Annotated in this window: 23 protein-coding genes and 3 pseudogenes; 8 read left to right on the top strand and 18 right to left on the bottom strand. The window is 72.4% G+C overall.

Features of this window, described 5'->3' with window-relative positions; genetic code table 11:
• Positions 1–31 precede the first annotated feature (31 nt).
• From ACQEVU_RS22060 to ACQEVU_RS22045, 4 genes are read left to right on the top strand one after another with little or no spacing between them, the layout of a single operon-like run.
• On the top strand, positions 32–841 hold the full coding sequence (locus tag ACQEVU_RS22060) for a hypothetical protein (protein WP_433326390.1): 810 nt from the start codon (positions 32–34) through the stop codon (positions 839–841).
• Positions 838–2,379: a CocE/NonD family hydrolase gene (locus tag ACQEVU_RS22055; protein ID WP_433326388.1), complete on the top strand. Its 1,542-nt coding sequence runs from the start codon at positions 838–840 to the stop codon at positions 2,377–2,379. The genes ACQEVU_RS22060 and ACQEVU_RS22055 overlap by 4 nt, the downstream gene beginning before the upstream one ends.
• On the top strand, positions 2,364–3,713 hold the full coding sequence (locus ACQEVU_RS22050; protein WP_433326386.1) for a YcaO-like family protein: 1,350 nt from the start codon (positions 2,364–2,366) through the stop codon (positions 3,711–3,713). Before ACQEVU_RS22055 ends, ACQEVU_RS22050 begins: the two co-directional genes overlap by 16 nt.
• Before the next feature lie 9 nt (positions 3,714–3,722).
• Positions 3,723–5,015: a YcaO-like family protein gene (locus ACQEVU_RS22045; RefSeq protein ID WP_433326384.1), complete on the top strand. Its 1,293-nt coding sequence runs from the start codon at positions 3,723–3,725 to the stop codon at positions 5,013–5,015.
• A gap of 4 nt (positions 5,016–5,019) precedes the next feature.
• Here ACQEVU_RS22045 and ACQEVU_RS22040 read toward each other — a convergent pair whose 3' ends face one another.
• The 10 genes and pseudogenes from ACQEVU_RS22040 to ACQEVU_RS21995 all read right to left on the bottom strand — a co-directional run bounded on the left by ACQEVU_RS22040 (position 5,020) and on the right by ACQEVU_RS21995 (position 11,758).
• The gene (locus ACQEVU_RS22040) at positions 5,020–5,187 is read right to left on the bottom strand and encodes a hypothetical protein (RefSeq protein WP_433326382.1); all 168 of its coding nucleotides are present in this window, start codon (positions 5,185–5,187) and stop codon (positions 5,020–5,022) included.
• On the bottom strand, positions 5,184–5,477 hold the full coding sequence (locus ACQEVU_RS22035; RefSeq protein ID WP_433326380.1) for an ArsR/SmtB family transcription factor: 294 nt from the start codon (positions 5,475–5,477) through the stop codon (positions 5,184–5,186). Before ACQEVU_RS22035 ends, ACQEVU_RS22040 begins: the two co-directional genes overlap by 4 nt.
• Before the next feature lie 101 nt (positions 5,478–5,578).
• Positions 5,579–6,433 carry a metal ABC transporter permease gene (locus tag ACQEVU_RS22030; protein ID WP_433326378.1) on the bottom strand — a complete coding sequence of 285 codons (855 nt, stop codon included), beginning with the start codon at positions 6,431–6,433 and terminating at the stop codon, positions 5,579–5,581.
• Entirely contained in the window at positions 6,420–7,295 is an 876-nt protein-coding gene (locus ACQEVU_RS22025) for a metal ABC transporter permease (protein ID WP_433326376.1), read from the bottom strand. Before ACQEVU_RS22025 ends, ACQEVU_RS22030 begins: the two co-directional genes overlap by 14 nt.
• Positions 7,296–7,302: 7 nt before the next feature.
• On the bottom strand, positions 7,303–8,067 hold the full coding sequence (locus tag ACQEVU_RS22020; protein ID WP_433326374.1) for a metal ABC transporter ATP-binding protein: 765 nt from the start codon (positions 8,065–8,067) through the stop codon (positions 7,303–7,305).
• Positions 8,060–9,007, bottom strand: a complete 948-nt coding sequence (locus ACQEVU_RS22015) for a metal ABC transporter substrate-binding protein (protein ID WP_433326372.1) — start codon at positions 9,005–9,007, stop codon at positions 8,060–8,062. Before ACQEVU_RS22015 ends, ACQEVU_RS22020 begins: the two co-directional genes overlap by 8 nt.
• Positions 9,008–9,042: 35 nt before the next feature.
• Positions 9,043–9,303, bottom strand: a pseudogene (locus ACQEVU_RS22010) (transcriptional repressor).
• A gap of 43 nt (positions 9,304–9,346) precedes the next feature.
• Entirely contained in the window at positions 9,347–10,393 is a 1,047-nt protein-coding gene (locus ACQEVU_RS22005; protein WP_433326370.1) for an LLM class flavin-dependent oxidoreductase, read from the bottom strand.
• A complete protein-coding gene (locus ACQEVU_RS22000) occupies positions 10,383–10,775 on the bottom strand; it encodes an SCO5389 family protein (protein ID WP_433326368.1) in 393 nt (130 codons plus the stop codon). The genes ACQEVU_RS22005 and ACQEVU_RS22000 overlap by 11 nt, the downstream gene beginning before the upstream one ends.
• 20 nt (positions 10,776–10,795) lie before the next feature.
• Complete coding sequence (locus ACQEVU_RS21995) at positions 10,796–11,758, bottom strand: ATP-binding protein (RefSeq protein ID WP_433326366.1); 963 nt, start codon at positions 11,756–11,758, stop codon at positions 10,796–10,798.
• A 148-nt stretch (positions 11,759–11,906) separates the two neighbouring features.
• On the opposite strand from ACQEVU_RS21995, the gene ACQEVU_RS21990 reads away from it, so the two are divergent.
• The 4 genes from ACQEVU_RS21990 to ACQEVU_RS21975 all read left to right on the top strand — a co-directional run bounded on the left by ACQEVU_RS21990 (position 11,907) and on the right by ACQEVU_RS21975 (position 17,475).
• The gene (locus ACQEVU_RS21990; RefSeq protein WP_433326364.1) at positions 11,907–12,308 is read left to right on the top strand and encodes a Fur family transcriptional regulator; all 402 of its coding nucleotides are present in this window, start codon (positions 11,907–11,909) and stop codon (positions 12,306–12,308) included.
• Positions 12,309–12,633: 325 nt separating this feature from the next.
• Complete coding sequence (locus tag ACQEVU_RS21985; protein WP_433326362.1) at positions 12,634–14,727, top strand: hypothetical protein; 2,094 nt, start codon at positions 12,634–12,636, stop codon at positions 14,725–14,727.
• An 82-nt stretch (positions 14,728–14,809) separates the two neighbouring features.
• A complete protein-coding gene (locus tag ACQEVU_RS21980) occupies positions 14,810–15,280 on the top strand; it encodes a hypothetical protein (protein WP_433326360.1) in 471 nt (156 codons plus the stop codon).
• Positions 15,277–17,475 (top strand): tetratricopeptide repeat protein, encoded by a 2,199-nt coding sequence (locus ACQEVU_RS21975; RefSeq protein WP_433326359.1) that lies wholly within the window; start codon positions 15,277–15,279, stop codon positions 17,473–17,475. The genes ACQEVU_RS21980 and ACQEVU_RS21975 overlap by 4 nt, the downstream gene beginning before the upstream one ends.
• A gap of 312 nt (positions 17,476–17,787) precedes the next feature.
• Here the strand turns inward: ACQEVU_RS21975 and ACQEVU_RS21970 are convergent.
• The 8 genes and pseudogenes from ACQEVU_RS21970 to ltrA form a co-directional block, all read right to left on the bottom strand.
• Positions 17,788–18,087: pseudogene (locus ACQEVU_RS21970) on the bottom strand (calcium/sodium antiporter); the annotation flags it as partial.
• 898 nt (positions 18,088–18,985) lie between these two features.
• A complete protein-coding gene (locus ACQEVU_RS21965) occupies positions 18,986–20,035 on the bottom strand; it encodes a PucR family transcriptional regulator (RefSeq protein WP_433326357.1) in 1,050 nt (349 codons plus the stop codon).
• Positions 20,036–20,043: 8 nt separating this feature from the next.
• On the bottom strand, positions 20,044–20,832 hold the full coding sequence (locus ACQEVU_RS21960) for an ABC transporter permease subunit (RefSeq protein WP_433326355.1): 789 nt from the start codon (positions 20,830–20,832) through the stop codon (positions 20,044–20,046).
• The gene (locus tag ACQEVU_RS21955) at positions 20,810–21,736 is read right to left on the bottom strand and encodes an ABC transporter ATP-binding protein (RefSeq protein WP_433326353.1); all 927 of its coding nucleotides are present in this window, start codon (positions 21,734–21,736) and stop codon (positions 20,810–20,812) included. The genes ACQEVU_RS21960 and ACQEVU_RS21955 overlap by 23 nt, the downstream gene beginning before the upstream one ends.
• 123 nt (positions 21,737–21,859) lie before the next feature.
• On the bottom strand, positions 21,860–22,642 hold the full coding sequence (locus tag ACQEVU_RS21950; RefSeq protein ID WP_433326351.1) for an ABC transporter permease: 783 nt from the start codon (positions 22,640–22,642) through the stop codon (positions 21,860–21,862).
• A complete protein-coding gene (locus ACQEVU_RS21945; protein ID WP_433326349.1) occupies positions 22,639–23,571 on the bottom strand; it encodes an ABC transporter ATP-binding protein in 933 nt (310 codons plus the stop codon). Before ACQEVU_RS21945 ends, ACQEVU_RS21950 begins: the two co-directional genes overlap by 4 nt.
• 241 nt (positions 23,572–23,812) lie before the next feature.
• Positions 23,813–24,337: pseudogene (locus ACQEVU_RS21940) on the bottom strand (IS1380 family transposase); the annotation flags it as partial.
• 190 nt (positions 24,338–24,527) lie between these two features.
• Positions 24,528–25,844, bottom strand: coding sequence for a group II intron reverse transcriptase/maturase (gene ltrA, locus ACQEVU_RS21935; protein ID WP_433322606.1), 1,317 nt, complete (start codon positions 25,842–25,844; stop codon positions 24,528–24,530).
• Positions 25,845–26,554: the final 710 nt, after the last annotated feature.

Here is a 26,554-nt window from a genome sequence, read left to right as displayed (position 1 = left end):
TGACCGGCCGCGCCTTCATCCCGGAGCCTCGATGACCCACACCCTTGCCCGCCTCGCCACCGGCGCCCACCTGTACCCGGGCCCGGACGGTGTCTGGCGCTATCACCTGCCCGGCGACGGTTTCGTCCGCATCACCGCCCCGGCCGAGCTCATGGCGGCCGCCCAGCGGCTGCTGCACGGTGCCCCGCCCGGCGAGGCGACCGGCGAGCTCGACGAGCTGCTGGCCGCGTTCGCCGGGCGCGGCTGGCTGGCCGAGCCGCGACCGGACGTGCCGCGGACCCTGGCCACGGTCTGGGTCGACGGCGACAACCCGATCGCCGAACAGGTGACGCTCCTGCTGGCGGGCGAGGTGCGGGTGCTGACCGGCCCGGCCGATGAAGGCGCGGTCGCCGCCGCCGACCTCGTCGTCGCCTGCGCCGGCTGGCTGCCCGATGCCCGCTGGCAACGCCTCGACGCGTGGTGCCGCCAGCAGGGCACGCCGTGGCACATGTGCTACGCCGAGGGGCGCCGCTGGTACCTCGGGCCCCTCGCCGTCCCGGACAGCACCGCACGCTACATGGACGTGCGCGCCCGGCGGCTCGCCGCCAGCGGCGTGCCGGACGAGCTGCTCGCCCATTGGGCCTACCTCGACACGACCACTGTCGCCCCGCCGGTGCCGTGGCCGGCGCCCGGGGTTGCCGCGATCGTCGCCGGGCTCATCGTCACCGACATCCTGGTCTGGCGCGACACCGGCGTCGCCGCCGCCCACGGTGTGCAGACCGGCGTGGACGGGGCGACCGGCGAGCTGACCCGCCACCCGGTGCTGCCACTGCCCGTCTTCGCCGCGGAGGTCCAGCCGTGACCGCCGTGCACGCGAACCTGCGCCTCGCCGCCGGTGACGGCACCGCCCTGGCCACCGACGTCTACCTGCCCCAGCAGACCCCGGCCCTGGTCGTGGTGACCCGCACCGCCTACGACCGCTCCGCGCACCTGCACGAAGGGCTCGGCTGGGCCCGGCGCGGCTACGCGTTTGTGGTCCAGGACGTGCGTGGCCGCTACGGCTCCGACGGCGTCTGGCGGCCGTACCGGGCCGAACGCGCCGACGGGGCGGCGCTGGCCGACTGGGTCGCCGCCCAGCCGTGGTGCGACGGCCGGCTCGTGCCGCTCGGCGGCTCCTACAGCGCCTACACCGCCTGGACGATGGCGGTCGAGCGGCCCGATCTGATCGCCGGGCTGATCAGCCTCGGCCCGGCGATGGGCCTGGCCCGGGTCAAGTACGACCGGTCCGGCATTCTGCGCCTGGCCGAGCATGCCGCCTGGTGGCTGGAGCGGGCCGAGGCCCGCACCAGCCGCACCGGGCTGGCCGCGGCCATGTTCGCCGCCGAGCCCGGCCTGCTGCGCCACCTGCCCGTCGCCGCACTGCCTGAGCGGATGTGGGCCCACCTCGAGCAGTGGACCGACACCATCGACGCCGGCCCCGACCACGAACCGCCGGAGGCCGTCACCGACGCGGAACTGGCCAAGGTCGGCGCGCCCACGCTGCACGTCGGCGGCTGGTACGACCTGCTGCTGCCCGAAACCCTGCACCAGTGGGCCCGGGTCGGCGGGGACCGCACCCTCGTCATCGGACCCTGGGACCACGACCTATGCTGGTCGTCGGCCACCCTCGTCGGCGCCCGCGAGCACGGCCCGGACTCCCGCGTCGAGCCCGGCCGGCTCATGCTCGACTGGCTCGGCCGCACCCTCGGCGGTGGCCCACCCGCCAGCGAGGCCCGCATCTTTGATCTCGGCACCCGCCGGTGGCGGACCAGCACCGACTGGCCGCCGCCCACCAACGCGTGCACCTGGTACACCGGCGCCGGCGGGAACCTGACCCCGGCCCTGCCCGGCGATGGCACCGACCGGTACCGCTACGACCCGCATGACCCGTACCCGTCGGCCGACCCGGGCGCCGACCGCGCCGCGCTGCAGGACCGCAGCGATGCCGTCCGCTACACCACCGAGCCGCTGCGGGCACCGGTCACGATCGCCGGCGCGGCAACTGTCACCCTGTACGCCGCGACCGACGCGGACGGCACCGACTTCGTCGCGCGGCTGCTGGAATGCCGCCCCGACGGCCGCGTGCTGGCCCTCGCGCAGGGCGCCGTCGACACCGGCCGGGCCAGCGCGCCGTACCGCGTCGACCTCGACCCGGTCGCCGTCACCGTCCCGGCCGGTGCCCGGCTGCGGCTGGAGATCACCAGCAGCGACTTCCCGCACCTGGCCCGGCACCTCGGCAGCGGCTTCGACCGCTACCACGCCACCACGGTGCGAGCCGCTGAGCAGACCATCCGCAGCGGCGCGGCCTGTCCGACCGCGGTCACCATTCCCGTGCTGGAGGAACCGTGCCCGACGCGCTGACCGAGCTGGCTGAGCGGCTCTACGCCACCGCGGCGCCGGCCGAGCGGTGGCTGGTCGACCCAAGGCTCGGGCTACTCACCGCCGTCACCCGCCAACCGGCCCAGCCCGGCGCCCCCGCCGGCTGGACCGGGTACGGCGCCCACGTCGCCGACACCACCGTCTACGCCCCGTGGACCACCGACCGGTACGGGTTCGGCGCCGCCCTGTACGAGCCCGGCCGGGCCCGCCGCGCCGCGGTCGGCGAGGCCGTCGAACGCTACTGCGGCAACACCGTCCCACCCGGCCTGCCCCTGGCCAGCCACGCCGACCTCGTCGCGGCCGGGCACCGCGCGATCGACCCGGCGGACCTGGCCCTCTACTCGGCCGGGCAGTACGCCGAACCGGGCTTCCCGTTCGTGCCGTTCACCCGCGACCTGCGCGTGTCGTGGGTGCGCGGCACCTGCCTGCACACCGGTGCGGCCACGTTCGTCCCTGCGTCCCTGGCCTACCTGAACCTGCCCGGGACCGGCCCGGCCACCAACGCCCTGTCCTACGCCGGCATCGCCGCCGGCACCGACCGCGGCCACGCCGAACGGTTCGCCATCGAGGAACTCCTCGAACGCGACGCCACCGCCCTGTGGTGGACCACCGGCACCCCCGCCGCGCTGATCACCGACGAGATGCCGGCCGCCGACGGCCACCGGGTCCGGCTGCTGCACGTGCCGTCCGAGTTCGGTGTCCCGGTCGTCGCCGCGTTCATCGAGGACCCCGGCGCCGGCGTGGTCGCCTTCGGCAGCGCCTGCCGCGCCGACCCACGGCAGGCGGCCGTCAAGGCCTTCGTCGAGGCGACCGGCATGTACGCGCTCACCGTCAAGCTCACCGACCCCGGCTCCGACGTGTGGGCCGCGATCGCCGAGGGCACCATCCCCGGCCACGTCTTCCGGCCCTACCGCGCCGACCGCCGCTACCGCGACGCGTTTCGGCCCGACCTGCGCGACCTCGTCGACCTGCCCGCCGTCGCCCAGCTCTACCTCGACCCCCGCATGCACGGCGAGCCCCTCGACCGGCTCCGCGTCACCGACCCGGTCACCACCCTCGCCGACCTGCCCACCGTCCCGGACGCGACGGCCCGGCAGGTGTACCTCGACCGGCTCGCCCGCGCCGGCCTGGCCGCGGTCAGCGTCGAGCTCACCACGCCCGACGTCGCCGCCGCCGGGCTGTGCGTGGTCCGCGTCGTCGTGCCCGGCCTGTACGGCAACGCCCCGCCCGCCTTCCCCCTGCACGGCGGCCGCCGCCTGCACGCCGCATCGCTCACCCCGGCCGACCTGACCCGGCCCCCGATCCCCCTAGCCTGAGGCCGCCCCGTGGACCCGACCCTGCTCTACGACACCCGCACCGGCATCGTCCGGCGCCTCGCCCCGCATCCCGTCCCGGCGCACTTCCCGCCCGGCTACCGGCTCGTCGACGCCTTCCTCGCCGACGCGCGCACGTTCAGCCCGTGGCCGGTCGAGTCGGCAGGCGCCGGGCACACGTTCACCGACCCGGCACGGGCGGTCGCCGCGGCACTCGGCGAGGCCGCCGAACGCTATTGCGGCAACCTCATCCCGCCGGGCCTGCCGGTCAACAGCCACATGGGTCTTGTCGCGGCCGGCGGCGACGCCGTCGACCCGGACACCTTCGCGCTGTTCGCGGCGCACCAGTACGCCGCGCCCGGGTTCCCGTTCACGCCGCTGACCCGTGACCTGCCGGTCCCCTGGGCCACCGGCACCGACCTGGCCAGCGGCCGGCCGGCCAAGGTTCCAGCCGCCCTGGTCTGGGTGAACCATCCCGGCGGCCCGCGCACCAACCCGATCGTGCAGGCCGGCCTCGCCGCCGGCCCTTCCCGCGCCGCCGCCGACTGGGGTGCCCTGTGCGAGGTCGTGGAACGCGACGCCATGACCGTCACCTGGACCGGCGGGCGGCCGCTGTACCGTATCCGCCCCACCGATGCCCTCCGCCGGCTGGGCACCGGCCCGACCGGCGACCTGCACACCGACTGGTACTGGTTCCCCGCCGAGACCGGGCTGCCGGTCGTCGGCGCCCTGGTCCGCGACCGCAGCACCGGCTACCTTGCCCTGGGCATGGGCTGTAGCCCGGACCCGGTCGCCGCGATGACCAAGGCGCTCGGCGAGGCCCTGCAGCTGCAGGTGCTGCTCGCCGACTACGACGACCCCGACGGCCCGTTCGCCCGCGCCGCCGCCGGCCCGGGCAGCCCGCTCAAGCCGTGGCGGGCCCGCCGCGACTACGCCGCCGCCTACCGCCCTGACCTCGCCGACGCCGTCGACTACGGCTGCCATCTGCAGCTGCACCTCGACCCCACCGTGCAACAGCAGTTCCTGGCGCAGCTGCACGCCCGCGTCGACGGCGGGGCGGAGCCCGCCGACCTCGCCGCGGACACCCCGACCGACCTGCCCGCCACAGTGCGCCGGTTGACCGAACTCGGCCACCGGGTACTCAGCGTCGACGTCACCACCGCCGACATCCGCGCCGCCGGCCTGCACGTGACCCGGGTCGTCGTGCCCGGCTACTACACCAACGCCGCAGCCGGGCTCCCACTGCTCGGCGGCACCCGCCTGCCCCAGGCCGCCGGTGACCGGCCTGTGCCGCTGCCGCACTGACCCGTCACCACACCGGCGCGGAGGCACCGTCGTCGTCCAGACCAGTACCGCTGCGCCAGGCGACCCGGCCGGCGTGCTGGCTGATGACCGCCGGCGACGGCTGACCGGCCTCGGTGTACAGGCCGTGCAGTACCTGCTGCAACGCGCGGGCTGCCGCCATGGCCGGGGTCACGACGCGTCGCCGAAGCAGCGGGCCGCGGCGGCGAGGACCGCGGCGACCTCCGGGTCGGCGAGCCGGTACACGACGCTGCGCCCGTCCTGGGCCCGGTCGACGAGCTGGGCGTGGCGCAGCACCCGCAGGTGCTGCGACGTCAGCGTCTGCGGCGCGCCGATCGCCTCGACGATCTCGTGGACGTGCAGCTGGTGGTGCACGATGAGCAGCTCGACGATGGCCAGCCGCAGCGGCGCCGCCAGGGCACGGAACAGGGCACTGATCTGTTCGTGACGCTCGGCGTACGACATCGGCTGCTCCCGGCCCCCAAACTCGACGCGCAGACGATACGGGTTTTCATTTCTGATAACGAGACGTCGCATTGCGATGTGCGCATACGCGACGGTCGCGCTCAGGTCTGGGCGGGGGCGACGCGGGCGTGTGGTCGCCGGCGCCGCAGGTGGGTGAGCAGGCTCTGCCGCGGGGCGACGAGCGTGGACAGCGCGAATGCGGCGGCGGCGAGCAGGCTGACCGCGCCGCCGGCGGCGACGTCGAACAGCCGGGACAGAAAGAGACCGCCGATTGCGCTGGCCACCGCGACGGTGACGGCCAGGACGGTCATGGCGGCGAACCGGTCCGTCCACAGCCGGGCCGCGCCGGCCGGGGCGACGACGAGCGCGAGGGTGAGGATCGTGCCGACGGCCGGGACCGCGGTGGCGACCACCGCTTCGATGAGCACGAGGACGAGCAGGTCAAGCGCGGCGGTGCGGTACCCGGCCGCCCGGGCCCCCGCCGGGTCGAACGCGGTGTACAGGAGCTCCTTGTGCAGCACGGTGAGGATGACGGCGACGGTGGCGGTGACGCCGGCGGCGACGAGCAGGTCGGGGCGGGCGACGGTGAGGATGGAGCCGGTCAGGTAGGCGGTGAGGTCCTTGGTGAAGCCGTTCTGGGCGGACATGAGCGCGACGCCGAGGGCGAACCCGGCGGCGAGGGCGACGGCGGTGGCGGTGCTCGGGTCGTGACCGCGGCGGCGGGCCAGGGCGGTGACCGCGAACGCGGCGACGACCCCGGCGGCGAACCCGCCCAGATACAGGTTCAGACCGGTGACGGCGGCGATGACCACGCCGGGGAACGTGGCGTGGGTCATCGCCATGGTGAAGAACGCCTGCCGGCGCAGCACCACGTGCACGCCGATCAGCCCGCACACGGTGCCGACGAGGACGGCCTCGATGAGGGCGCGGTGGAAGGCGACGTCAAGCCACGGCATCGGCGCTCCGGCGCGGGCGCAGGGCTCGGGCGGATGCCGCGGCGAGCAGGGTGAGCAGATAGACCGCGACGAGGGTCAGCACGACGGTCGCGCCGCCGGCAAGCCGCAGCCCGTAGCTGATCGAGGCGTGGTAGCTGACGGTCAGCCCGAGGTACCCGGCCAGGGCCGCGGCCGCCACGCCGATCGCGGTGATCGGCCCGATCCGGTCGGCGACGAGGCGGCCGGTGGCGGCTGGGACGACGAGCAGGGCGATGACGAGGATCGTGCCGACGGACTGCGCGGCGGCGACCACGACGAGCGCGACGGCGAGGTTGAGGGCCAGGTCGAGCAGCCAGACCCGGTAGCCGAGTGCGGCCGCGGCGGCTGGGTCGAACGCGCGCAGCAGCAGCTCCTTGTGCAGCAGGGCGAGCGTGACCAGCACGACGGCGGCGACGACGGCGGTCTGGGTGATCTGCCCGGTGCTGACGGTGAGCAGCCGGCCGAACAGGAACGAGGTGAGGTCCGCGGTGTACGAGGCGCGCCGCGAGACGAGCACGACACCGACGGCGAACATGGCCGCCAGGAGCACGGCGAGGGCGGTGTCGTCGGTGATGCGGCGGATGCGGGTGAACGCGGTGAGCAGGATCGCGGTGATCGCGGCGGCGAGCAGCGCGCCGGGGAAGACACCGGAGATACCGGCGGTGAGGAAGCCCAGCACGACGCCGGGGAAGACGGTGTGGGTCAGGGTGTCGGCGACGAAGCCGAGCCGGCGGGTAAGGACGTGGGTGCTGACCACACCGGCCAGGACGGCGAGCAGCAGCAGCTCGGTCAGGGCGCGGCCCATGAACGGCGGCGCGAACGGGGCGATGAGGGTGGCGTACACGCGGGCCTCAGTGGTGGGCGACGACGATCTGGTCGCCGTGCAGGTCGAGGGCCTGGTGGCCGTAGGCGGTCCGCAGCAGGTCCGGGGTGAGTGTGTCGGCGGTGGGGCCGAAGCCGACCATGCGCCGGTTGAGCAGGCAGGCGTGGTCGGCGACGTGCCGGGCCAGGGTCAGGTCGTGGGTCGAGATGAGTACCGCGGTGCCCTCCTGCTGCAGCTGCGTGAGGACCCGCAGCAGGGCCTCCTGGCTGACCAGGTCGACGCCGTTGAACGGCTCGTCGAGCAGCAGCAGCCGCGGCTGCTGGGCGATCGCCCGGGCCAGCAGCACCCGCTGCCGCTGCCCGCCGGACAGGGTGCCGAACGTCGCCCCGGCCCGCTCGGTCAGGCCGACCTGCTCGAGGGCCTCGGCGGCGACGGTCCGGTCGGCTCGGCCGGGCCGGCGTAGCCAGCCGACCTGCCGGTAGCGGCCCATGAGCACGACCTGCGCGACCGAGATCGGGAACTGGGCGTCGAGGGTGCCGGCCTGTGGGACGTAGCCGACGTCGCGCCGCGCCGCCGCCGGGGAGCGGCCGAGGACGGTGATGCGGCCGGCGACGACGGGTACGAGGCCGAGGACGGCCTTGATGAGGGTGGACTTGCCGGCCCCGTTGGGGCCGATGAGGGCGACGACCTGCCCGGCCATGACGGCGCCGTGCACGCCGGTCAGCACCGGCTCGGCGTCGTAGGCGACCGTGGCGTCCTCGATGTGCAGGGCCGGTGCTTCCTGGTCAGCCACCGAGGGCCTGCACGATGACGTCGGTGTTGTGCTGTTCCATCTTCAGGTAGGTGTCGCCGGCCGAGCCTTGCGGGCCGAGGGTGTCGCCGTACAGGGAGTCCTCGCCCGCGACCACCTTGACGCCGGCCTGCTTGGCGATCGCCTCGGCCGTCTTGGGCGGCAGCGAGCTTTCGGAGAACACCGCTTTCGTGCCGGTCTGCTTGATCTTGGCGACGATGTCGTCGATGTCCTTTGCGGACAGTTCGGCCGAGGTGTCGAAGCTGGGGATGATCGAGCCGACGAACTCCAGCCGGTAGCGCTCGATGTAGTAGCCGAACGCGTCGTGGTTGGTGACAAGTTTGCGGTTGTCGGGCGGCAGCTTGTCGATCTTCGCCTGAATGTCGGCGTCGAGCTGGTCCAGCTTCGCGGTGTAGGCGGCGAGGTTCTGCGCATAGACGGCGGCGTCGGCCGGGTCGGCGGCGGCGAACGCCTGCTCGATGTTCTGCACCATGATCTTGACGTTGCGGGGGTTGTGCCAGATGTGCGGGTCGCCGGCGGCCTCTTCCTCCTCGCCGTTGCCCTGCCGGATCTGCACACCCTTACTGGCGTCGGCGGTCGCTCCCTTGAAACCGGCGGAGGCGATCGTCTCGTCGAGCCACTTCTCCAGGCCGACACCGCTCTTGACGAGGACCTTCGCGGCGCCGATCGCGGTGATGTCGGCGGGGGTCGGTTCGTAGTCGTGCGGGTCGACGTTGGGCTTGAGGATCTGGGTGACGCTCACCTTGTCACCGCCGATGTTGCGGGCGAAGTCGGCGACCTGGGTCGTCGTGGCCACCACGGCGAGCGTGCCGCCGCCGGCGGCTGCCGGTTGTGGCGTGGCGTCGTCGCCGCAGGCGGCGAGGAGTATCGCGGCCGCGACGGCGGGGCCGATGGTGGCGATCTGGCGCCGGGATACGCGCATGGTGGTGCTCCTGCAAGGCCGAGGGGCGGAACACGCTAGACGGTACTCGTTTTCATTACCGATAACGAGACGTCGTATCGCGATGTACGCATGCGGCCCGTCCGGGTCACGTCGGCCTCACCGGCTTCCTGCAGCAGTTGCAGCGTCCGGTACACCGTGGTCAGCCCGACTTCGGCGGCTCGCCGGCGCAGCATCTCGTGCAGCTGCTGCGGCGTGCGGAAGTCCGCGACCTCGTCGAGCAGCGCGAGGACCTTTGGCGCTCACTGGCGGGTGTTGCGGGTCGCGCCGCCGATCATCTCGGTCACCCGCCGCCTCCCCGCACACCACTGGAACTGATCGTCAGTGTAGGCGGCGCAGCTCGGGCAGCACCTCGCGGCCGAGGCGTTCGATGTTGTCGCGGGTGCGGCCGGGATCGCGGCCGCCTTCGACCATGAGCAGCAGCCGCCGGACGCCGGTCGCGGCGAGGGCGGCGTGGAGGCGTGCCACGCACCGCGATGGCGGGCCCACGGGGTGGATCGCGAGCAGATGCTCCAGATAGGCGTCCAGGTCTCGGCGTTGCGCAGCCGACCCGTCGAGGCGCACCGAGGCGCCCGCGGTGGCGAGCCAGCCGGGCATCGCGTCGCGGAGCACCGTCTCCGCCTCGGTGACGGTGTCGGCGACGAAGGCCAAATGGGTGGAGGCGTGCGGGGCAGCGGCCGTGCCGGTCGCGGCGTACCGGTGGAGCATGGCGGCCTTGGCGATGTCGTCGTCGTGCATGCCCAGCAGCAGCGGCAGGCCCCGGGCAGCGGCCAGCTCGACAGTCGGGGCTGCGGTCGCGGCGACCCAGACGGGCATGCGCCGCTCGACGGCCGGCACCATCGCGACTTCGCGGAACGGGAACCGGTCGTCGTCGCCGATCAGCGTGCCGGCCCCGGACAGGCCCGCCAGCAGCAGGTCGAGGGCGGCGGTGAACCCGTCATGGCGGTAGCGGTCCAGGCCGGTGCCGAAGACCTCGAGGTCGACCCACGGGCCGCCGCGGGCGACGCCGAGGTCGAACCGGCCGCTGGAGACCGCGTCGAGCAGCGCGGCCTCCTCGGCGAGGGCGACCGGGTGCCGGTTGGGCAGGATGGCCGCGGCGGTGCCGACCCGCAGCCGGCTGGTGCGGCCCAGCAGGTGCCCGGCCAGGGCCACCGCCGACGGGCAGGTGCCGTAGCCGCTGAAATGGTGCTCGGCCAGCCACACGCCGTCGAACCCGGCCCGCTCGGCCGCCACGGCGTGGCCGACGGCAGCACGCAGCGCCGCACCGTGGGACCGGTCCGGCACCGGGCGGGCGAGCAGGAACGCGTCGACCTGCAGAGCCGGGCCGGCCGCTGCCGGCCCGGCTTGCCCGTGGGGGTCAGCAGTCACGGAGCTCCGGGGACTGGTTGAGCAGCTGCCCGCGAGGCGAGACGAACGCCCGGTAGCGGTCGCCGCCGACCGCGCTCGGGGTGAACGCCGCGACCCGGTGGCAGTTCTGGAACGCCAGGGTGACACCGAAATGCCGTTCGAGGCCGCCACGGATGGCGTCGCTGGCCAGCGCGCGCAGCAACTGCCCGCGCTCCGCCTCGCTCGGCGGCGGCACGCTGTGCTCGGCGAACTCACCGCCGCCGGCGTGCAGGTCGGCGGCGACACCGCTGATGATCTGCCACGCGTACGGCAGCGACTCCCGCACGCAGGCGACGAACTCGGCGTCGTCGACCGGACCGGCCTCGGCGCGTTCCAGCAGGGCGGTGGGGACGGACAGGGACATGCGCTCCTCCTCGATCGTGCTCAGCGCGCGGCGGTCGCCGGCGCCAGCGTGAAACCCGGTGCAATCTGGCCGGTCAGGTCCGCCCCGGCCCGGGCGTTGCCCCAGGCGGCCGCGTTCCGTGCGTGGAACTCGGCGGCCTGGGCGGCGTAGCGGTCCCAGTCCTTCTCGCAGCCGTCCACCGCGGTCCGCATCGCGGCCAGGGCGTGCGCGTTGCCCGGTTCGAGCTCATCGATGGGCAGGAACCGGCCGCGCTCGCCCGCCTTGACGAAGCCGGACCGGCCGACCCAGCACAGCAGGTCAGCGCCGACCTCGTCGCGCAGGAACGCCACGTCGTCGGCGTCGTCGACCTTGTTGCCCACCACCGCCACGCGCACGCCGTAGTCGCGTGCGTAGCCGACATACTGCCTATACACCCCGACGCTACGCACCGTCGGCTCGCACACCACGAACGTCAGGTCGAACCGGGTGAACAGCCCCGACGCGAACGAGTCCGCGCCCGCGGTCATGTCCACCACCGCGTACTCGCCGGGCCCGTCCGTCATGTGGTTGAGCAGCAGCTCCACCGCACCGACCTTCGAGTGGTAGCAGGAAACGCCCAGATCGTCGGCGGCGAACGGGCCGGTCACCGCCAGCCGGACCCCACCGAACGTCCGGACCAGCCCGTCATAGAGCGGGTTGCGCTCCTCCACCCGGACCAGCCGCGACCCGGGGCCGGGCGGGGTGGTCTTCAGCATCGCGGCGGACGAGGCGATCCGCGGGTTCTCGCCGCGCAGATACTCCTTGATCACGTCGAGGTGATCGCCGAGCGCCGGCAGCAGCGCTGCCTCCTCCGGATCCGCGCCGAGAGCGACGGCCAGGTGCTGGTTGATATCGGCATCGAACGCCAGAACCCGTGCGGCGTCCTGGATCGCAAGGTATCGGCAGAACAGGGCGGCCAGGGTGGTCTTCCCGCTCCCGCCCTTGCCGACGAAGGCAACTTTCACACCATACTGGTATCGGTTTTCATTTCGCTGGTCAAGCGGAACGCCGGAATAACCCGCGGCAGAGCGCATATTGCCAATTGCAGCTATGCACATTCGGGCATGAACGCGGCCCCTTTACAATGAAAATCGTTTGCAACAGGATGATGATATGGCAACGTACCGGCTCACGCGCCGACGAGCCGAGGTCATGGCGCAGCTGACCGATACGCAACAGTTCCTCAGCGTCCGGGAACTGCACTACCGGCTGCAGCACAACGGGTCGACGGTCGGGCTCACCACCGTCTACCGGATCGTGCAGACGCTCTGCGACGCGGGTGAGATCGACACCGTACGGCTCGGATCCGGTGAGCAGCGCTACCGCCGATGCGACAACCGGCGACAACATCACCACCTGACCTGCCGCAGGTGCGCACGTGCCGTCGAGGTCGATGGCCTGGACATGGAGCCCTGGGTCAGACGAACCGCCGGACTGCACGGCTACACCGACGTGCGGCACACCGTCGAACTCACCGGCATCTGCCGGGAGTGCACCGGCCCTGCTGGAGACTGACGTTCATCGTCGCGCGGCGGTCACGGGCGCGATGCCGCAAGGTCCGGGATGTGCCAGGTACTGGATGGCCGGCTACCGGTAGACACCACAGCATGTGACCCGCGCCGCCGACCTGGTCGAATTTCCGCGACGGTCACCAGCCGGCCGGCAGCCAGGTCATACACCAGCAGCCGCCGCGCAACATCGAACGCGGTCCGCGTCCCGGTCTGCACCATGACGACAAACCGATCCAGCAGCGCGACCGCAGGCACCGCCGGGGTGCTGTTACCTGCGCCCGCCCGCCGTCGGCCCGTACCGTCCACCCGCAGCACGCCGAGGTGACGACATGACCCGGATTCCGCACCCGATGACCGATCGGCGGCCGTCGTCGGACGCCCGGCGACCTGGGCCCGCGCCGCGGCACGTCCGCGCCGTGCTGGCGCTGGCGTGGTTCGAGGGCCTCCGGCTGGTGCGGCGACCGGTCGTCGTGGCGGCACTGCTCGTGTTGTGTCCGTTGTGGTACCTGGCCAACGCCGATCGGGCCTGGCGGTTCGCGGTGCTCTACGAGGCCGACCAGTGGCTGCAGCCGCCGGGCCTGCTGCTGGGTGGGGTCGCCCTCATCGCCAGCAACCTGGCGGTGACCCGGGCGCACCGCGACGGCGCGACCGCGCTGCTCGATGTGCTCACCCTGCCCTTGTCCCGGCGGGTCGGTGCCCACCTGGTCGCCCTGCTGCCGCTGACCGCCGTCGCCGGCGTGTTCGTGGCCGGGCACATCGCGGTGCTGGCCGCGCTCGACGGTTCGGTGGGACGGCCCCGCGTCTTCGAGCTGGCGACCGGCCCGGCGGTGGTGCTGCTGTCCGGCGCCGTTGGCGTGCTGCTCGGCCGCATCGTCCGGGGCGCGTTCGTCGCGCCGCTGCTCACGGTGGCTTTCGTCGCGTACACCATCATCTCATTGGGGATGGCTCCCACCGGCGGGTCGAATCCGAACTGGTTCGTCCCGGTGATCGGGCGAGCCGGCGGCGATCCCGAGTTCGGGCTTCCGCCGCTGCCGCCCGCCCTCATGGCCAGGCCGGCCGGCTGGCACTTGATGTACCTGCTCGGGGTGGCGGCGCTGGTCGCGACGCTCGCCCTGCTGCTGGCCCGGTGCCGGCGCGGTGTCGCTGCGGTCGCCGCCGCGGCGGCGCTGCTCGTCACCGGGGTCGCCGGGACGGCCCAGGCGGGCGCGACGGGCCGAGGTGACGACGCCGCGCTCATCGCCGCGACACGGCGGCCCGGCGCGACCCAGACCTGCGAGCGGATCGCCCGGGTCACCTACTGCTCCTTCGCCGGCTTCGAGCCGTGGGTGGAGCAGTGGGACGCGGTCGCCCGCGGGGTGTCGCGCCAGACCCCCGCCGCCGTGTCGGAGCAGCCGCTCGCCGTGCGGCAACGCCTCGATGCGTACGCGTACAGCCGCCCGGGCGGCAGCCCGGCACCCGGCACCGTGCCGGTGCCTGCGCCCCTCGAGTCCTGGCAGGCCGAAGATCGCGCCGCCGGCATCCCCAACGCGATCACCGCAAGCACCCGCTGGGGGGACGGCTGGAGCGAGGCCAGCCTGGCCGCACGCCTGGCCTACGAGCTGATCACGCGGAGCGGACCGGGCGCACAGTCGCACGAGTGCGGCGCGCGGGGCGTGCTCATCGGCTGGCTGGCCGGCCAGGCGACCCCGGCAACGGGCGCCGGCCTGCGCAGGATCGCCGAGTTCAGCGGCGGGCGGCTCTACTTCGCCGAGGCGAACTTCCCCACCGGGATCGGCCTCTCCGACCGGGTCACCGCCAGTGGTGGGCATGCATCGCCGTCGCCGCCCTGGGTACCTACGGATGGGCGGCGCACGACCGCAACCGTCGGCCTTGGCTTCGCCTCCACGCCCGCGCGCCTACACGGAGCGGCCGCGAGGACGGGCCGCACCTCTAGCGATCCGGAGCCCACGCCACGCGCTCGGCGGTGTCGGCGCTGGGCTGCGGGTTCTGCCCCCTTGATCAGGTTACCGAGGTCGCCGCCCTCTGCGTCGCCGGCCACGCCGACCGCTACCCACCCCTGGATCCTCGGTTTCTCGGCCGGACCCGGCAACCCGACTCCCTCGCAACCGACAACTGGGTCTTCGGCCGCTCCGCCCGCTACTGCCCGACCTGCCTTACCGGGGACGGCAGCACCATCCAGACCCTGCACGGCGGGGCCTGGCAACGCCGCTGGTACCTACCGGTCGTGTTCGCCTGCACCACCCACCGGCAACTCCTCACCCGGCACTGCACCGCCTGCGGCCTGCCGGTGCATCACGGCGCCAAGCAGCCCGTGCGCGCAGCGGCCGTGCCCGGCCTGCACCCCGCCCAGTGCCGCAACCCGATCGCCGGACGGTGAAGCACGCATGCCCGGTCGATGGATTCGCCCGCTTGCAACTCCCTGACCGGAGTTGTCGGCTGTTTGTCGATGCGAGTCCGCGCCGAGCGGTGACACAATCGGCGCGTCCAGTAACGGAAGGTGATCTTGTGTCCGAGGTTGAGCTGATCCTGACCGCGTTGATGACCGGCGCGGCCGCAGGCGGGACCGCTGGGGTGACCACGGCGGCGCAGTCCGCGGTCCTGGACGCCTACACCGGGCTGAGGGACCTGCTACGTCGAGTCCTGACCCGGCAGGGCAGCTCAGGCGAGGTGCTGGACGCGGTCGAGGCAGCGCCCGGCACCTGGCAGACCAGCCTCGGCGAAGCCCTCACCAGCGCCCACGCCGACCAAGACGCGCAGGTGCTAGCCGCCGCACGGACGCTGCTGGCCGCCGCCGACCCGACCAGTACCGCAGCCGGCAAAAACACCGTCAGCATCTCCGACTCAACCGGAATCCAGGTCGGGGACCACACCACGCACATCGGCACCCTCAACGGCCCGAACATCGGCGAGACGCACGCGCCGATGCACCTGTCGTACGGACAGGTTGCGGACCCCCCGTCCCGGCCGGGGGCGTGAGCAGGTCACCCGTCCCCGGCAGTGGCACCGACCACACCGGCATCCGCGACGTGCACGGCGCCGCCGTGCACACCGTGCACGGCAACGTTATCGTCACCGGCCGGCCCGACGTGTTGTGGCCGCGTCTTGTGGGGGTGCTGCCGCCGGTGGCCGTGGGCCGGCTGAACCGTCCGGCCGACTCCGTGCTCGACGCAGCAGTCGCGGCAGGTGGCCAGACGACGGTGGTGTGTCAGGTCCTCATCGGTCTCGGCGGGGTCGGCAAAACGCAGCTCGCGGCGAGTCTGGCCCACCGCTGGTGGCAGGACCGGCGAGTGGATCTGCTGGTGTGGGTGACCGCCACTTCCCGCACGGCAGTGTTGACCAGGCTGGCGCAGGCGGCCGCGGAGGTGACCGGGATACAGGACGCTGACCCGGTTGAGGCCGCGATGCGGCTGCTTGGCTGGCTGGCGTCGACGCCGCGGCGATGGCTAATGGTGCTCGATGACGTCGCCGATCCAGCCGACCTGCACGACTTGTGGCCGCCGATGGCGACGGTCGGAGCGACGGTCGTGACCACCCGCCGCAGGGACACCGCACTGTTGGCCGGCAGGACGGTGATCGGCATCGACACATTCACCGCCGACGAGGCGATCAACTTCCTGCACGGCCGGCTCGGCGAACAGCCGTACCGTCTCGATGAGGCTGCCGACCTGGCCGCAGACCTCGGTCATCTGCCCCTCGCGCTGGCACAGGCCGCCGCATACATCGCGGATCAAGATCTGACCTGCGCCGGCTACCGGCAGCGGCTGACCCGCCGCCGCCTGGATGCGCTGCGCCCAGCCGTGCTCCCCGACGGCCAGCACACCGCGGTGGCGGATACGTGGGCACTGTCGATCGAAGCGGCCGACGCCGCCACCGGCGGTATCGCAGGTGTGTTGTTGCAGCTGGCCGGGCTCCTGGACCCCAACGGCGCCCCCTCCGCACTGTTCACCACCACCGCGGTGGCTGGCTACTGCAGCGAGCGCACCGGGCGGCCGGTCGACGGCGACGACGCCCACGACGGGCTACGAGCACTGCACCGCCTCGGCCTGCTCACCGCCCCACCATCTGGCGATGAGGCTGGGCTGGTGCGGATGCATGCCCTACTGCAACGCGTTGTCCGGGAAAACACCCCCACCGAGCACCAGCATGGTCTTGCTGTGGCCGCCGCCGACGCCATCGACGGACTCTGGCCCGGCCATGAACAGGACGCCGCTACGGCGCAGCTGTTACGCGCGAACACCACCATCCTGCACCAGCACACCGGCACACACTTGTGGACCACTACGGACGCCGCCCACCCAATCCTGTTCCGCACCGGCAGCAGCCTCGGCGAAACCGGTCTGGTCACCGCCGCGCGTGACTACTTCCAGCAACTGCACTCCGCAGCCACCACCATCCTCGGCCCGGACCACCCCGACACCCTCGACATCCGCGGCGAACTCGCCTACTGGCGGGGTAAAGCCGGCGATCCGGCCGGTGCGGCCGCCGCCCTGGAACGGCTGCTTGACGACCAGCTGCGGGTACTAGGGCCGGACCACTCTGACACCTTGGTCACCCGCATGGAACTTGCCCGATGGCAGGCACTGGCCGGGGACCCGGCTGGCGCTGCCAGCGCCCTGCAGCGGCTGCTTGCCGATAGGGTTCGGATCCTCGGCCCAGACCACCCTGGCACCCTCGTCACCCGCCACGAGCTCGCCTACTGGCGGGGTGAGGCCGGGGACCCGGCTGGCGCTGCCAGCGCCCTGGAGCAGCTGCTCGCCGATGAGGTTCGCGTCCACGGCCCAGACAACCCCCACACCCTCACCACCCGTCATAGCCTCGCTCACTGGCGGGGTGAGGCTGGGGACCCGGCTGGCGCTGCCGCCGCCCTGGAGCAGCTGCTCGCCGATAAGGCTCGGGTCCACGGCCCGGACCACCCCGACACCCTCATCACTCGCAGGTACCTCGCTCACTGGCGGGGTGAGGCTGGGGACCCGGCTGGCGCTGCCGCCGCCCTGGAGCAGCTGCTCGCCGATGAGGTTCGGGTCCTCGACCAAGACCACCCCCAGATCCTCCGCACCCGCCAAGCCCTGGCCCGTTGGCAGGGCGAGGCCGGAGATCCGGCCGGCGCGGACGCCGCGTTTCGAGCGGCTACTCGACAACCAGCCGCCGAGACTGAGGCCGGACCACCCTGACACCCTGCCCCGTTCGCTCACTGGCCGGGACAGGCGGGCCAGTCCTCCACGGAAAGTGCCAGATAGGTCCGGACACTTCTCGTCGCACTGTCCGGCCGAACTTGTCGCACCGCAGGTTGCGCATGGCGGCTCCGTGAAGGTCAGCCGTACGGGACAGTGGGTGTTAGTTCTCAGCGAAGCTGATCTGTTCTCACTTCAACTCGTCTCTACTCGTGTTGTCTCGGTCAGGTTGATCCAAATCAATGCCGGGTTTGGGCAGTACGTCGCCGTATGGTACGCCCGGGCAGCTTCCTCAGTTGATCAATGGCAGGGTCATGGCGTATGCGGTGAGCAGCACACTGCTTCGATGCGGGTCACACGGTAGCGGCGGTACAGCACGAGCCAGGCCAGCAGTGCCACGGCGGCCATGGCGGCGAGGACGGGGTAGTCGAGGCGGGCCGGTTCGCCGCGCCCGGCGAGGCCGACGAGGGCCCCGCCGGCGACGCTGTTGAAGAGGTTGCTGCCGAGCAGGTTGCCGACGAGGAGGTCGCCGTCGCCGCGGCGCTGCGCCTGGACGGCGGTGAACAGTTCCGGCAGGGGGGTGCCGAGCGCCGCGACGGTGAAGCCGATGACGGCGGCTGTCGTAATGCCGCCGCATTCGTCGCGGTGGCGTGGTGACCGCGGGCGCACCCCGGCCCGACCCCGACCCGTCCCCGGGGGAGGCGTCGCTGGCGCGGGCATGACGCGGCGAGTGCGGGCGACGGTGCGGCGACGCGCAGAAACCCGCCGCGCTCGGCCGCCACCTCGCCAGCTGCGGTCAGCATCGTCGCTGCCGTGGCGTCGCAGGCGGCTGCTGCGTGGGCGTCGGATCACAATGTTCGGCGGACGGCGGGTCAGGGCCAGCGCCAGCCGCGCCCCGACGGTCAGCGCGGTCAGAGCCACGAACTGACCCGTCAGCCGCAGGATCACGAAATCGTCGAGGTCCTCGTACCGCACGGACACCCGCGGCTGTTGCACGTTGCCGACCAGGCTTCCCGGCGCACCGGCGCTTACCCTACCGACGCCCGCCCACCGGTGGGATCGGCGCAACGGCTACGCCGACGCGGCAGCATGGCCGCCCGCTCGGCCGCGAGCCGTGACGCGGCGGGCGCCTAGGTCAGCGACAACGCAAGACCTGCACCGTGCGGCGTGGGTACACCGCACAGTGAATCCTGTCGGGGTGTCGCTCAGCGCGTCCAGCGACACCCCGGCGTCCGCCACCGACAGCTGCCTGCCGCAGCGGCTCGCTGTCCGGCAGGATTCGACACCGCCGGGCCTGCCGACGTTGCGGCCTTCGGGGCCGCCGCCGCTGCCGGTGCTGCGCCCGCCAGCCAGATGGCGGCGACAACGCCGGTGAGCATGACCTTGCCGGATCGGTGCATACAGCCCTCCAGCCGCGTGGTGGATGCCTCGACCATGGCACCGCTCTCGGCGCATCCGCGGCGCGGCATCGGTGCACTTCGGGAGTATCTCCGGCGGCCGGGCGGTGGCGTCAGTCGGGCGGCCAGCCGAGCAGGCGGGCGCCGAGGACCGCGGTGTGCAGGGTGAACCGCTGGGTGGGCTGGCTGGGGTGGTAGCCGGTCAGCTCGCGGATCCGGTCGAGGCGGTACGCGACGGCCCGCACGGACAGGTGCAGGGCGCGGGCGGTCGCGGTGTGGTTGCCCTGGTGGTCGAAGAGCACGGTCAGGGTGTCCAGGTACATCCGGGCCCCGCCGCGGGCGGTGGTGAGCGGGCCGAGGACGGTGTGGACGAGGTCAGTGATCGCGTCGCGGTCGCGCAGCAGTACGGGGAAGACGAGCAGGTCGGCGGCGTGCAGGACGGGGGCGGTGAAGCCGAGTTTGGCGGCGTGGTCGAGGCTGTTGCGGGCCTCGTCGAGCGAGGCGGCCAGCCCGGCCACGCCGGCGTGGGGGCGGCCGACGGCGATCTGCCAGCGGCCCGGCCCGACGTGGGTGAGCAGCAGGTGGGCGAGTTCGGGGGCGATGCCGCGCAGCCCGCCGGCGCTGATGCAGACCAGCTCCCCGTCGCGCAGCGTCGTCAGGGTGTTGCCGTCACCGAACCGGGCGGCGAGGGCGGCGTCGACCCGGTGGGCCAGGGCGGCGTTCAGATCCGTGCCGCGGGCCACGTGGACGACGTGGGTGGCGGCGAGCCTGATGCCGTAGCGGTGCGCCCGCTCGGCGAGCACCCCGGGATCGACCCGTCCGGCGAGGAGGTCGCCGACGAACGCGGCCCGCTCGTCGTCGTGGCGGACCACGGTGGCCCGGGCCGCTCGGGCGTAGCCGTCCAGTGCCGCCGCGGCGACCGCCTGCGTATCGGCCAGGAGGACGGCCGCAGCCGCGTGCACCGCCGCGGTTCCGGTGGCGGACACGGTGGCCGCCCACGCGGCCGCGGCGCCGCGCAGGATCTGGACCACGACGTCGCGCTGCGCAAGGCCGGCGTCCGCGGCGCGGGCTCCGAGCCCTGCCGCGGCGCGCAGCCGGTCCCCGTCGGTCGGGCCGGCCAGCAGCGCGGCGCAGCCGTCGGCGAGCCACCCGTCATCGCTCATCGCCGCGCTCAGACACCGACGTCGCGGCGGTCGAACCGCACGATCCCGGCCGCCGCGGTCACCACACCGGCGGCCACCAGGACGGTGAGTTCGAGCGGGTGCCAGCCAGTGTGCAGCGGGTCGGTGCCGATGAAATAGTGAAACGGCGACAGCCAGCACAGCCAGTGCCAGCCGTCGAGCATCCCGCCGAGCGCGTTGGCCATGTAGGTGGCGACCGCAACGGCGCCGGTCACGGCCAGGACGGTGCCGCGGCGGCCGGTCACCGCCCCGACGAGGAACGCCACTCCGGCGAAGCACCAGGCCAGTGCCACCAGGCCCGCGCTGGCGGCGGCGACGTTCGACAGCGGAATGTCCATGCCGACGCCTGGCACGATGAGCATCAGCAGCAGCCACGGCACGCCAGCCACCGCGGTCACCGCGATACCGGTCGCGGCGAGCCGCTGCCCGGCGAAGCGGACCCGTGACACCGGGACGGTCAGCAGCAGCTCCAAGCCGCCGTCCTCCTCCGGCCGGGCGATCGTGCGGGCCATGAGGGTCACCGCGCACATGAGCACCAGCAGCGGCCCGATCAGGCTGAACACCGTCGCCTGCAGGTATCCGGCGGCGGAGAGCATGTCGGCGATGCCGAGGAAGTCCAGCATGCCCTTCGGCAGCGCGTCCTGCTTGAGCTCGGCGGCGCCCTGGAAGCTCGAGTAGAACGACGTGTAGATGGCGGTGAACGCGGCCACGCCGGCGGCCCAGCCGATCAGCGCCCGCCGGTCGTCCCGCCACGTCTTACGCATCAGCGCGGGCAGCATCCGAGGTCCCTTCCGAGTGGTAGTAGTACGACAGGAACGTCTCCTCCAGGTCCGGCTCCGCCGACAGCAGGTCGATCACCTCGTGCCGGGCGGCTGCCTTGACCAGCGGATCCAGGCGGCCGTCGACGGTGCACGTGAGGACCGGGCCGGACACGGACACGTCGTGGACACCAGGCAGCGCAGTGAACTCGGCCGGGTCGACCGGATCGGCGAAGTGCACCTCGACGGTCCGCACCGCGCGGCGGCCCAGCGACTCCACCCGTTCCACCGCGGCGAGCCGCCCGTCGCGCACGATCGCGACCCGGTCGGCGACCTGCTGCACCTCGGCCAGGACGTGCGAGGACATGAACACTGTCTGCCCGGCCGCCCGGGCATCGCGGACCAGGCTGAGGAACTCCTGCTGCATCAGGGGGTCCAGGCCGCTGGTCGGCTCGTCGAGGATGAGCAGGTCCGGCCGGTGCATGAACGCCTGCACGAGACCGACCTTCTGTTTATTGCCCTTGCTCATCGCCCGGACTGGGCGGGTCAGGTCCAGTTCCAAGCGGCCGGCCAGGTCGGTCAGGTGCGACCAGTCCACCCCGCCGCGGGCGGCGGCGAAGAACCGCAGCAGCTCATCGGCGCGGCCCGACCCGGGGAACGTGAGTTCGCCGGGCAGGTAGCCGATGCGGCGGTGCAGGGCGGCCTTGTCTCGGCGCGGGTCGACGCCGAGGACGACGGCGCGTCCGCGGGTCGGGCGCAGGAAGTCCAGCAGCAGCCGGATGGTGGTGGTCTTCCCCGCGCCGTTCGGGCCGAGGAACCCCATCACCTCCCCGGCCGCCACCTCCAAGTCGAGGTCCTCGATCCCGCGGTGGGTTCCGTAGAACTTCGTCAATCGCTCAGCGTGTACGGCGACATCGCCAGTCATGCCCACATCCTCCGACCCGGGCCCGCACCGATCCAGGTCCGCACCCGGACACGATCCCGGCCCCCGGACTGCCGAACCTCCGCAAAGGCCCAGGTCATCGGCGTCACCGGTGCGCGGCGGCGGTCACTGCGACTGGTCGGCGTGCCGCCACCAGGACACCGTGCCCACCACCGCGACGGCCGCGACCGCGGCAACGCTCAGCGGGCTCCACCACACCGGATGCTGCCCGTCGGGGCCGCTGATGCCGGCGTACAGCGCCGGCGCCGACCAGGGGAACCAGGTGCCGTAACCCAGCGCGGTGACGATCTGGGTGACGAAGACGGTGACGACCATCGCGCCGACCGCCGGCAGGTAGCCGCGCCCGGCCGACGCGGCCAGCCCGAACGGCGTACACAGCAGGAAGGTCAGCAGCGCCACCATCACCAGCCGCCCCAACGCGGCCGCGGCGACCGGACCGGTCCACCCGGGCAGGCCCAGCACCAGCCCGCCGGCGACGCCGAGCACTGCCAGGTACACCGCGAGGACGACTGCCCAGGCGCCGGCAACGACGAACTTCGCCAGCACGATCGCGGCTCGGCTGGTCGGCAAGGCGAGGAGGTCCTTGGCGGTGCGGTCGCTGAACTCCCGACCGAACATCCAGATGACTAGCAGCCCGTACAGCAGCAGTCCCCCAACCGCGGCGATCTGGCCGAGCAGCTGCAGGTGGCCGGGCCAGTCGGTGGGCACGCCGCGCAGCTGCGCCTTGGCCCCGACGATCCCCAGGTCCTCGGCGCGGTCCGGGTTGCGGCCGATGTAGGTGAACAGGCTGCCCATCAATCCGGCCACGGTGAAGCCGACCAGGGTGATCCACCACAGCCGGGACCGCAGGAGCTTGACCCGCTCGGCGTACACCGCGGCGCCGATCACGGCCCCTCCCCGGCAGTGACCCGGCGCAGGAAGTACTGCTCGAGATCCTCGGTCTCGACCGCCAGATGGGTCGGCGGGCAGCCCACAGCCACCAGCGCGGCCGCAACCTCATCCGGTCGTTCGGCAGCGTCCGGCCCGTGCACCTCGATCCGCTCGTCGTACACGGTGGCGGCGACGTAGCCGGCCGCCGTCAGGGCGGTCACCGCGGCGGCCTGATTGCGGGCGGCGACGACCAGCCTACGCCGCAACCGGCCCGGCAACTCCGCCGCCGTCACCTCCTCCAGCAGCCGGCCGCGGTGCAGCAGCCCGATCCGCGTCGCGGTCCGCGCCACCTCGGCGAGCAGGTGGCTCGACAGCAGCACCGTGGTCTCGTGCCGGGCGGCGAGGTCCCGCAGCATCTCCCGGATCTCCACGACGCCGGCCGGATCGAGGCCGTTGACCGGTTCGTCGAGCAGCAGCAGCCGCGGCCGGTGCAGCATCGCCTTGGCCAGGCCCAGCCGCTGCGCGTTGCCCAGCGACAGCTGCCCGGCCCGCCGCCCGGCGTACCGGTCCAGACCCAGCCGATCCAGCACCTCGTCGACGGCGACCCGCTCGGCGACCCCGCGCAACCGCCGCACCAGCTCCAGATTCTCCCGCACCGTGAGCTCCGGATACGCGGCCGGGCCCTCGACCAGATACCCGACGTCAGCCCAGACCCCGCTCGCCACCCGGCCGATCCTGGAGCCCAGGACGCGCACCGTACCCGCACTCGGCCGGACCATACCCAGCACCATCCGGATCAGCGTCGTCTTACCCGCCCCGTTGAGACCCAGCAGCGCGTAGATCTCCGCCGGGTCCACCGCGAGGTCGACGCCGTCGACAGCCCGCACGTCGCCGTAGCGCTTCCGGAGCCCGTCGGCGGCGATCACTGGTCCGCCCGGGGCCCTCACGGTCCCCACCACCGCGCATCATCGCGGTGGTGAAGTCCGGCCGATGCCGGGCCGCAACACGGCCCGTCGGCTCGTGCACCTGTTCGACTCGGCACCTGCGGCCTCCCGCCATGTCACCAGCATGACTTCGCCGACCAGGCTTCCCGGCACTCCTGTCGGCACGGTACCGCCCGCGCGCAAGTCCGTGCACGCCCGCGTCACCCGACCACAAGGTATGCTGCTGGAACACACACAGCCGGTGCGGTCGACGCGCCCGGCGGGCCAGCCGGGCCGGGACGGTGATCAGCTGTCGGCGGATGGTGGCGGCCCGGGCGGTGGCGTAGCGAGGGCTGGTGAGGCAGCCGGCGGCGCGCAGCACGTTGTGGGTCATGGCGGCCAGGGTCAGCCAGGCGGCGTTGGCGGCGAAGCGGCCCGAGGGCAGGTGCGCGAGGGGTCCGTCGATGAGGTCGGCGAAGACCTGTTCGACGACGGCGTGGCCGCGGTGGGTTAGGTCAGCGTCCACTGTGGATTCTGTGGTGTCGGTGAGGAAGGTGTGATACCGCCACAGCGGGAACAGTTCCTCCTGCCCTTCGGGTGCGGGGTTGCGTTCCTTGACCCGGCGCACGACGAGGCGGGCGGTGACCTTGTGGCGGGTGGACTCGAACGCGGTGTAGACCGTTTCGGCGACCTCGGCCTCGGAGATCCAGCAGCCGGCGGCCTCGTCGTAGACCGCACTGGGGTCGCGCACCGGGGTCCACGCCTGCTCGTCGATACCGGCGATCGCGGCGCGCAGCACGACGTCACGTTGGTCGTAGGGTCGGGAGCTGGCGCGGTGGCCCGGGTTGGCGGTAGGTCCGACAGCCTTCTCGTTCCAGTGGTTTCCCGTCCGGTTGTCCCACTGCCGTAACCATGACCAGGGTGCTCCGTTTCCAGCTCCCGCCGCATCGAACCGTGCATGCGGTTCTCCCGCACACGGCTCACCGACGCCGTTCACCGCCGGCATTCGGCTTGTCCCGCCGCCACGGTTTGAATGGCCGTGGCGCGACGACGGTCCCCAGGCCGACCAGGCCCAACTCGTTGTCCGACTGGAACGACAGCACCTGCCAGCCGAACTCCCGGCTGCGCTTGTGCCGTTTGGCGATCACCAACGCCAGCCGCAGCTTCGCGTAGTACCTGATCTTCTCGAAATGGCGGGCCGAGTTGCCGTACTTGAAGAACCCGGCCCAGCCGCGCAGGAACATGTTGATGTCCTGCACGATCCACTCCGTCGACAGCAACAGCCGCGACCGGTCCGTCAACTGCCGGATCCGGTCACGGGCATGCTGCATAGCCTTGCTCGCGGGCCAGCGGGCCAGAAAAGTGACCTGCTTGCCACCCGTGCGGGCCCAGGCGCGCACCAGCCGGTGATGGAAACCGAGGAAATCCACGCCTTCCCCACCGACCTCAAGGTGCACGATCCTGGTCTTGGCCTCCTTCGGCTCCAAACCGAGGTCGGCCAACAGCTCCCGAAGCCGCTGCAACGCGGCCTCGGCCTGCGCCCGAGAGGCGCACATCACCAGCAGATCGTCAGCGAACCGGACCAGCACCCCATGCGCCCGCGCATCCCACGCCCGATCGAGTCGGTGCAGGTAGACGTTACAGAGCAACGGTGAAATGACACCGCCTTGGGGGCTTCCGGTGACCGGCCGCCGGACCTGGCCGTCCTCCATCACCCCGGCGCGCAGCATCGCCCGCAAGAGCTTCAAGACCGCCTGGTCACAGACCCGTTCCTGGACTGCTTGCATCAACTCGTCGTGCGGAATCGCCGAGAAGCAGTTGGCGATGTCCGTCTCGACCACCCACCGCCGACCCCGCCAGGACTCGTCAACGAGCACCTGCAGGGCATCGTGCACCGAGCGTTTCGGGCGGAACCCGAAACTGCACGGCAGCATGTCGGCTTCGAAGACCGGCTCGAGCACGATCTTCACCGCTGCCTGCACGATACGGTCACGAACCGCGGGAATCGACAACGGCCGCTGCTCGGTCGTTCCCGGCTTCGGGATAAACACCCGACGAGCCGGTAACGGCCGATAACCGCCGTGCCGCAGTTCCGCGGCCAGTTCGTCGAGCAGCCGGGCCACCCCGTACTCCTCGACCTGATCCAGGGTGATCTTGTCGATGCCCGGCGCGCCGTTGTTGCGGCGCACCGCGACCCACGCCCGCCACAAAACGTCCCTGCGGAAGACCTTGTCTCGCAGCGCATGGAACCGACGCCCGGGATCGGCCTTGGCCGCCCGGTAGAGCGCATGCTGCAAAGCTCGAACCGGGTCCAACACGAACCCCAACGCGGCGGGACTAGCCGAAACGGCACTCACCGGGCACCCCTTCACCAGCACTACGCATCGACGAAGTAGCGGCCCTTCCCATCACCGGCGGTTGTGTTGTCCGCCCGGCTCAATCGGTACTACGACCGCCTCCGACTCCCTCCCGGCACGAAATCCACTTCCCGGCGTGAACCGGTTATAGGACCCGACACTCCAGTGCGCATCCGCAGCACACCGGGCCGGGGAGGGTCTCCCCAGTTCCCGCCGCCACCATCTGAACGTTCCGCGCCCAGTACGCCGGGGAGTTCTTCGCGGCTGCAATCCAGGAGCTACACCGCTTCCATGGCCTTCACCCTGACATCGGGGGCTCGGCTCTCCCTCTGCCCCACCCTCAACAAGTGAGACCTCTAACGACGCCGCAGGCTTCGCGTCATGCTACGGACCGCTCAGTCGCTCCCCCATCAGGGCTTTTGACGCTGGGCTTCGACCCGACCCGTTTCCAGACCGAGCCGCCAGCCTGCTACCGGGCCTCCTGGCAGCTACCCGGACCGGACTTGCACCGGCAGGCGACGACGAGCTTACGACTGCAGCTGAGCTACACACTCACCTCCAGGTTCGCTGGGCGCACGGTGGATCGAGGCTAAGGTCCGGGTCTGGCTCAGCCGGCGGCGGGCCGTGCAGGCGCGCGGAGATCCTCGCAC

The sequence above is a fragment of the Dactylosporangium sp. CA-139066 genome (assembly GCF_050936175.1).
Classification (GTDB): domain Bacteria; phylum Actinomycetota; class Actinomycetes; order Mycobacteriales; family Micromonosporaceae; genus Dactylosporangium.
This window is presented reverse-complemented; position numbering and strand designations above follow the sequence as displayed.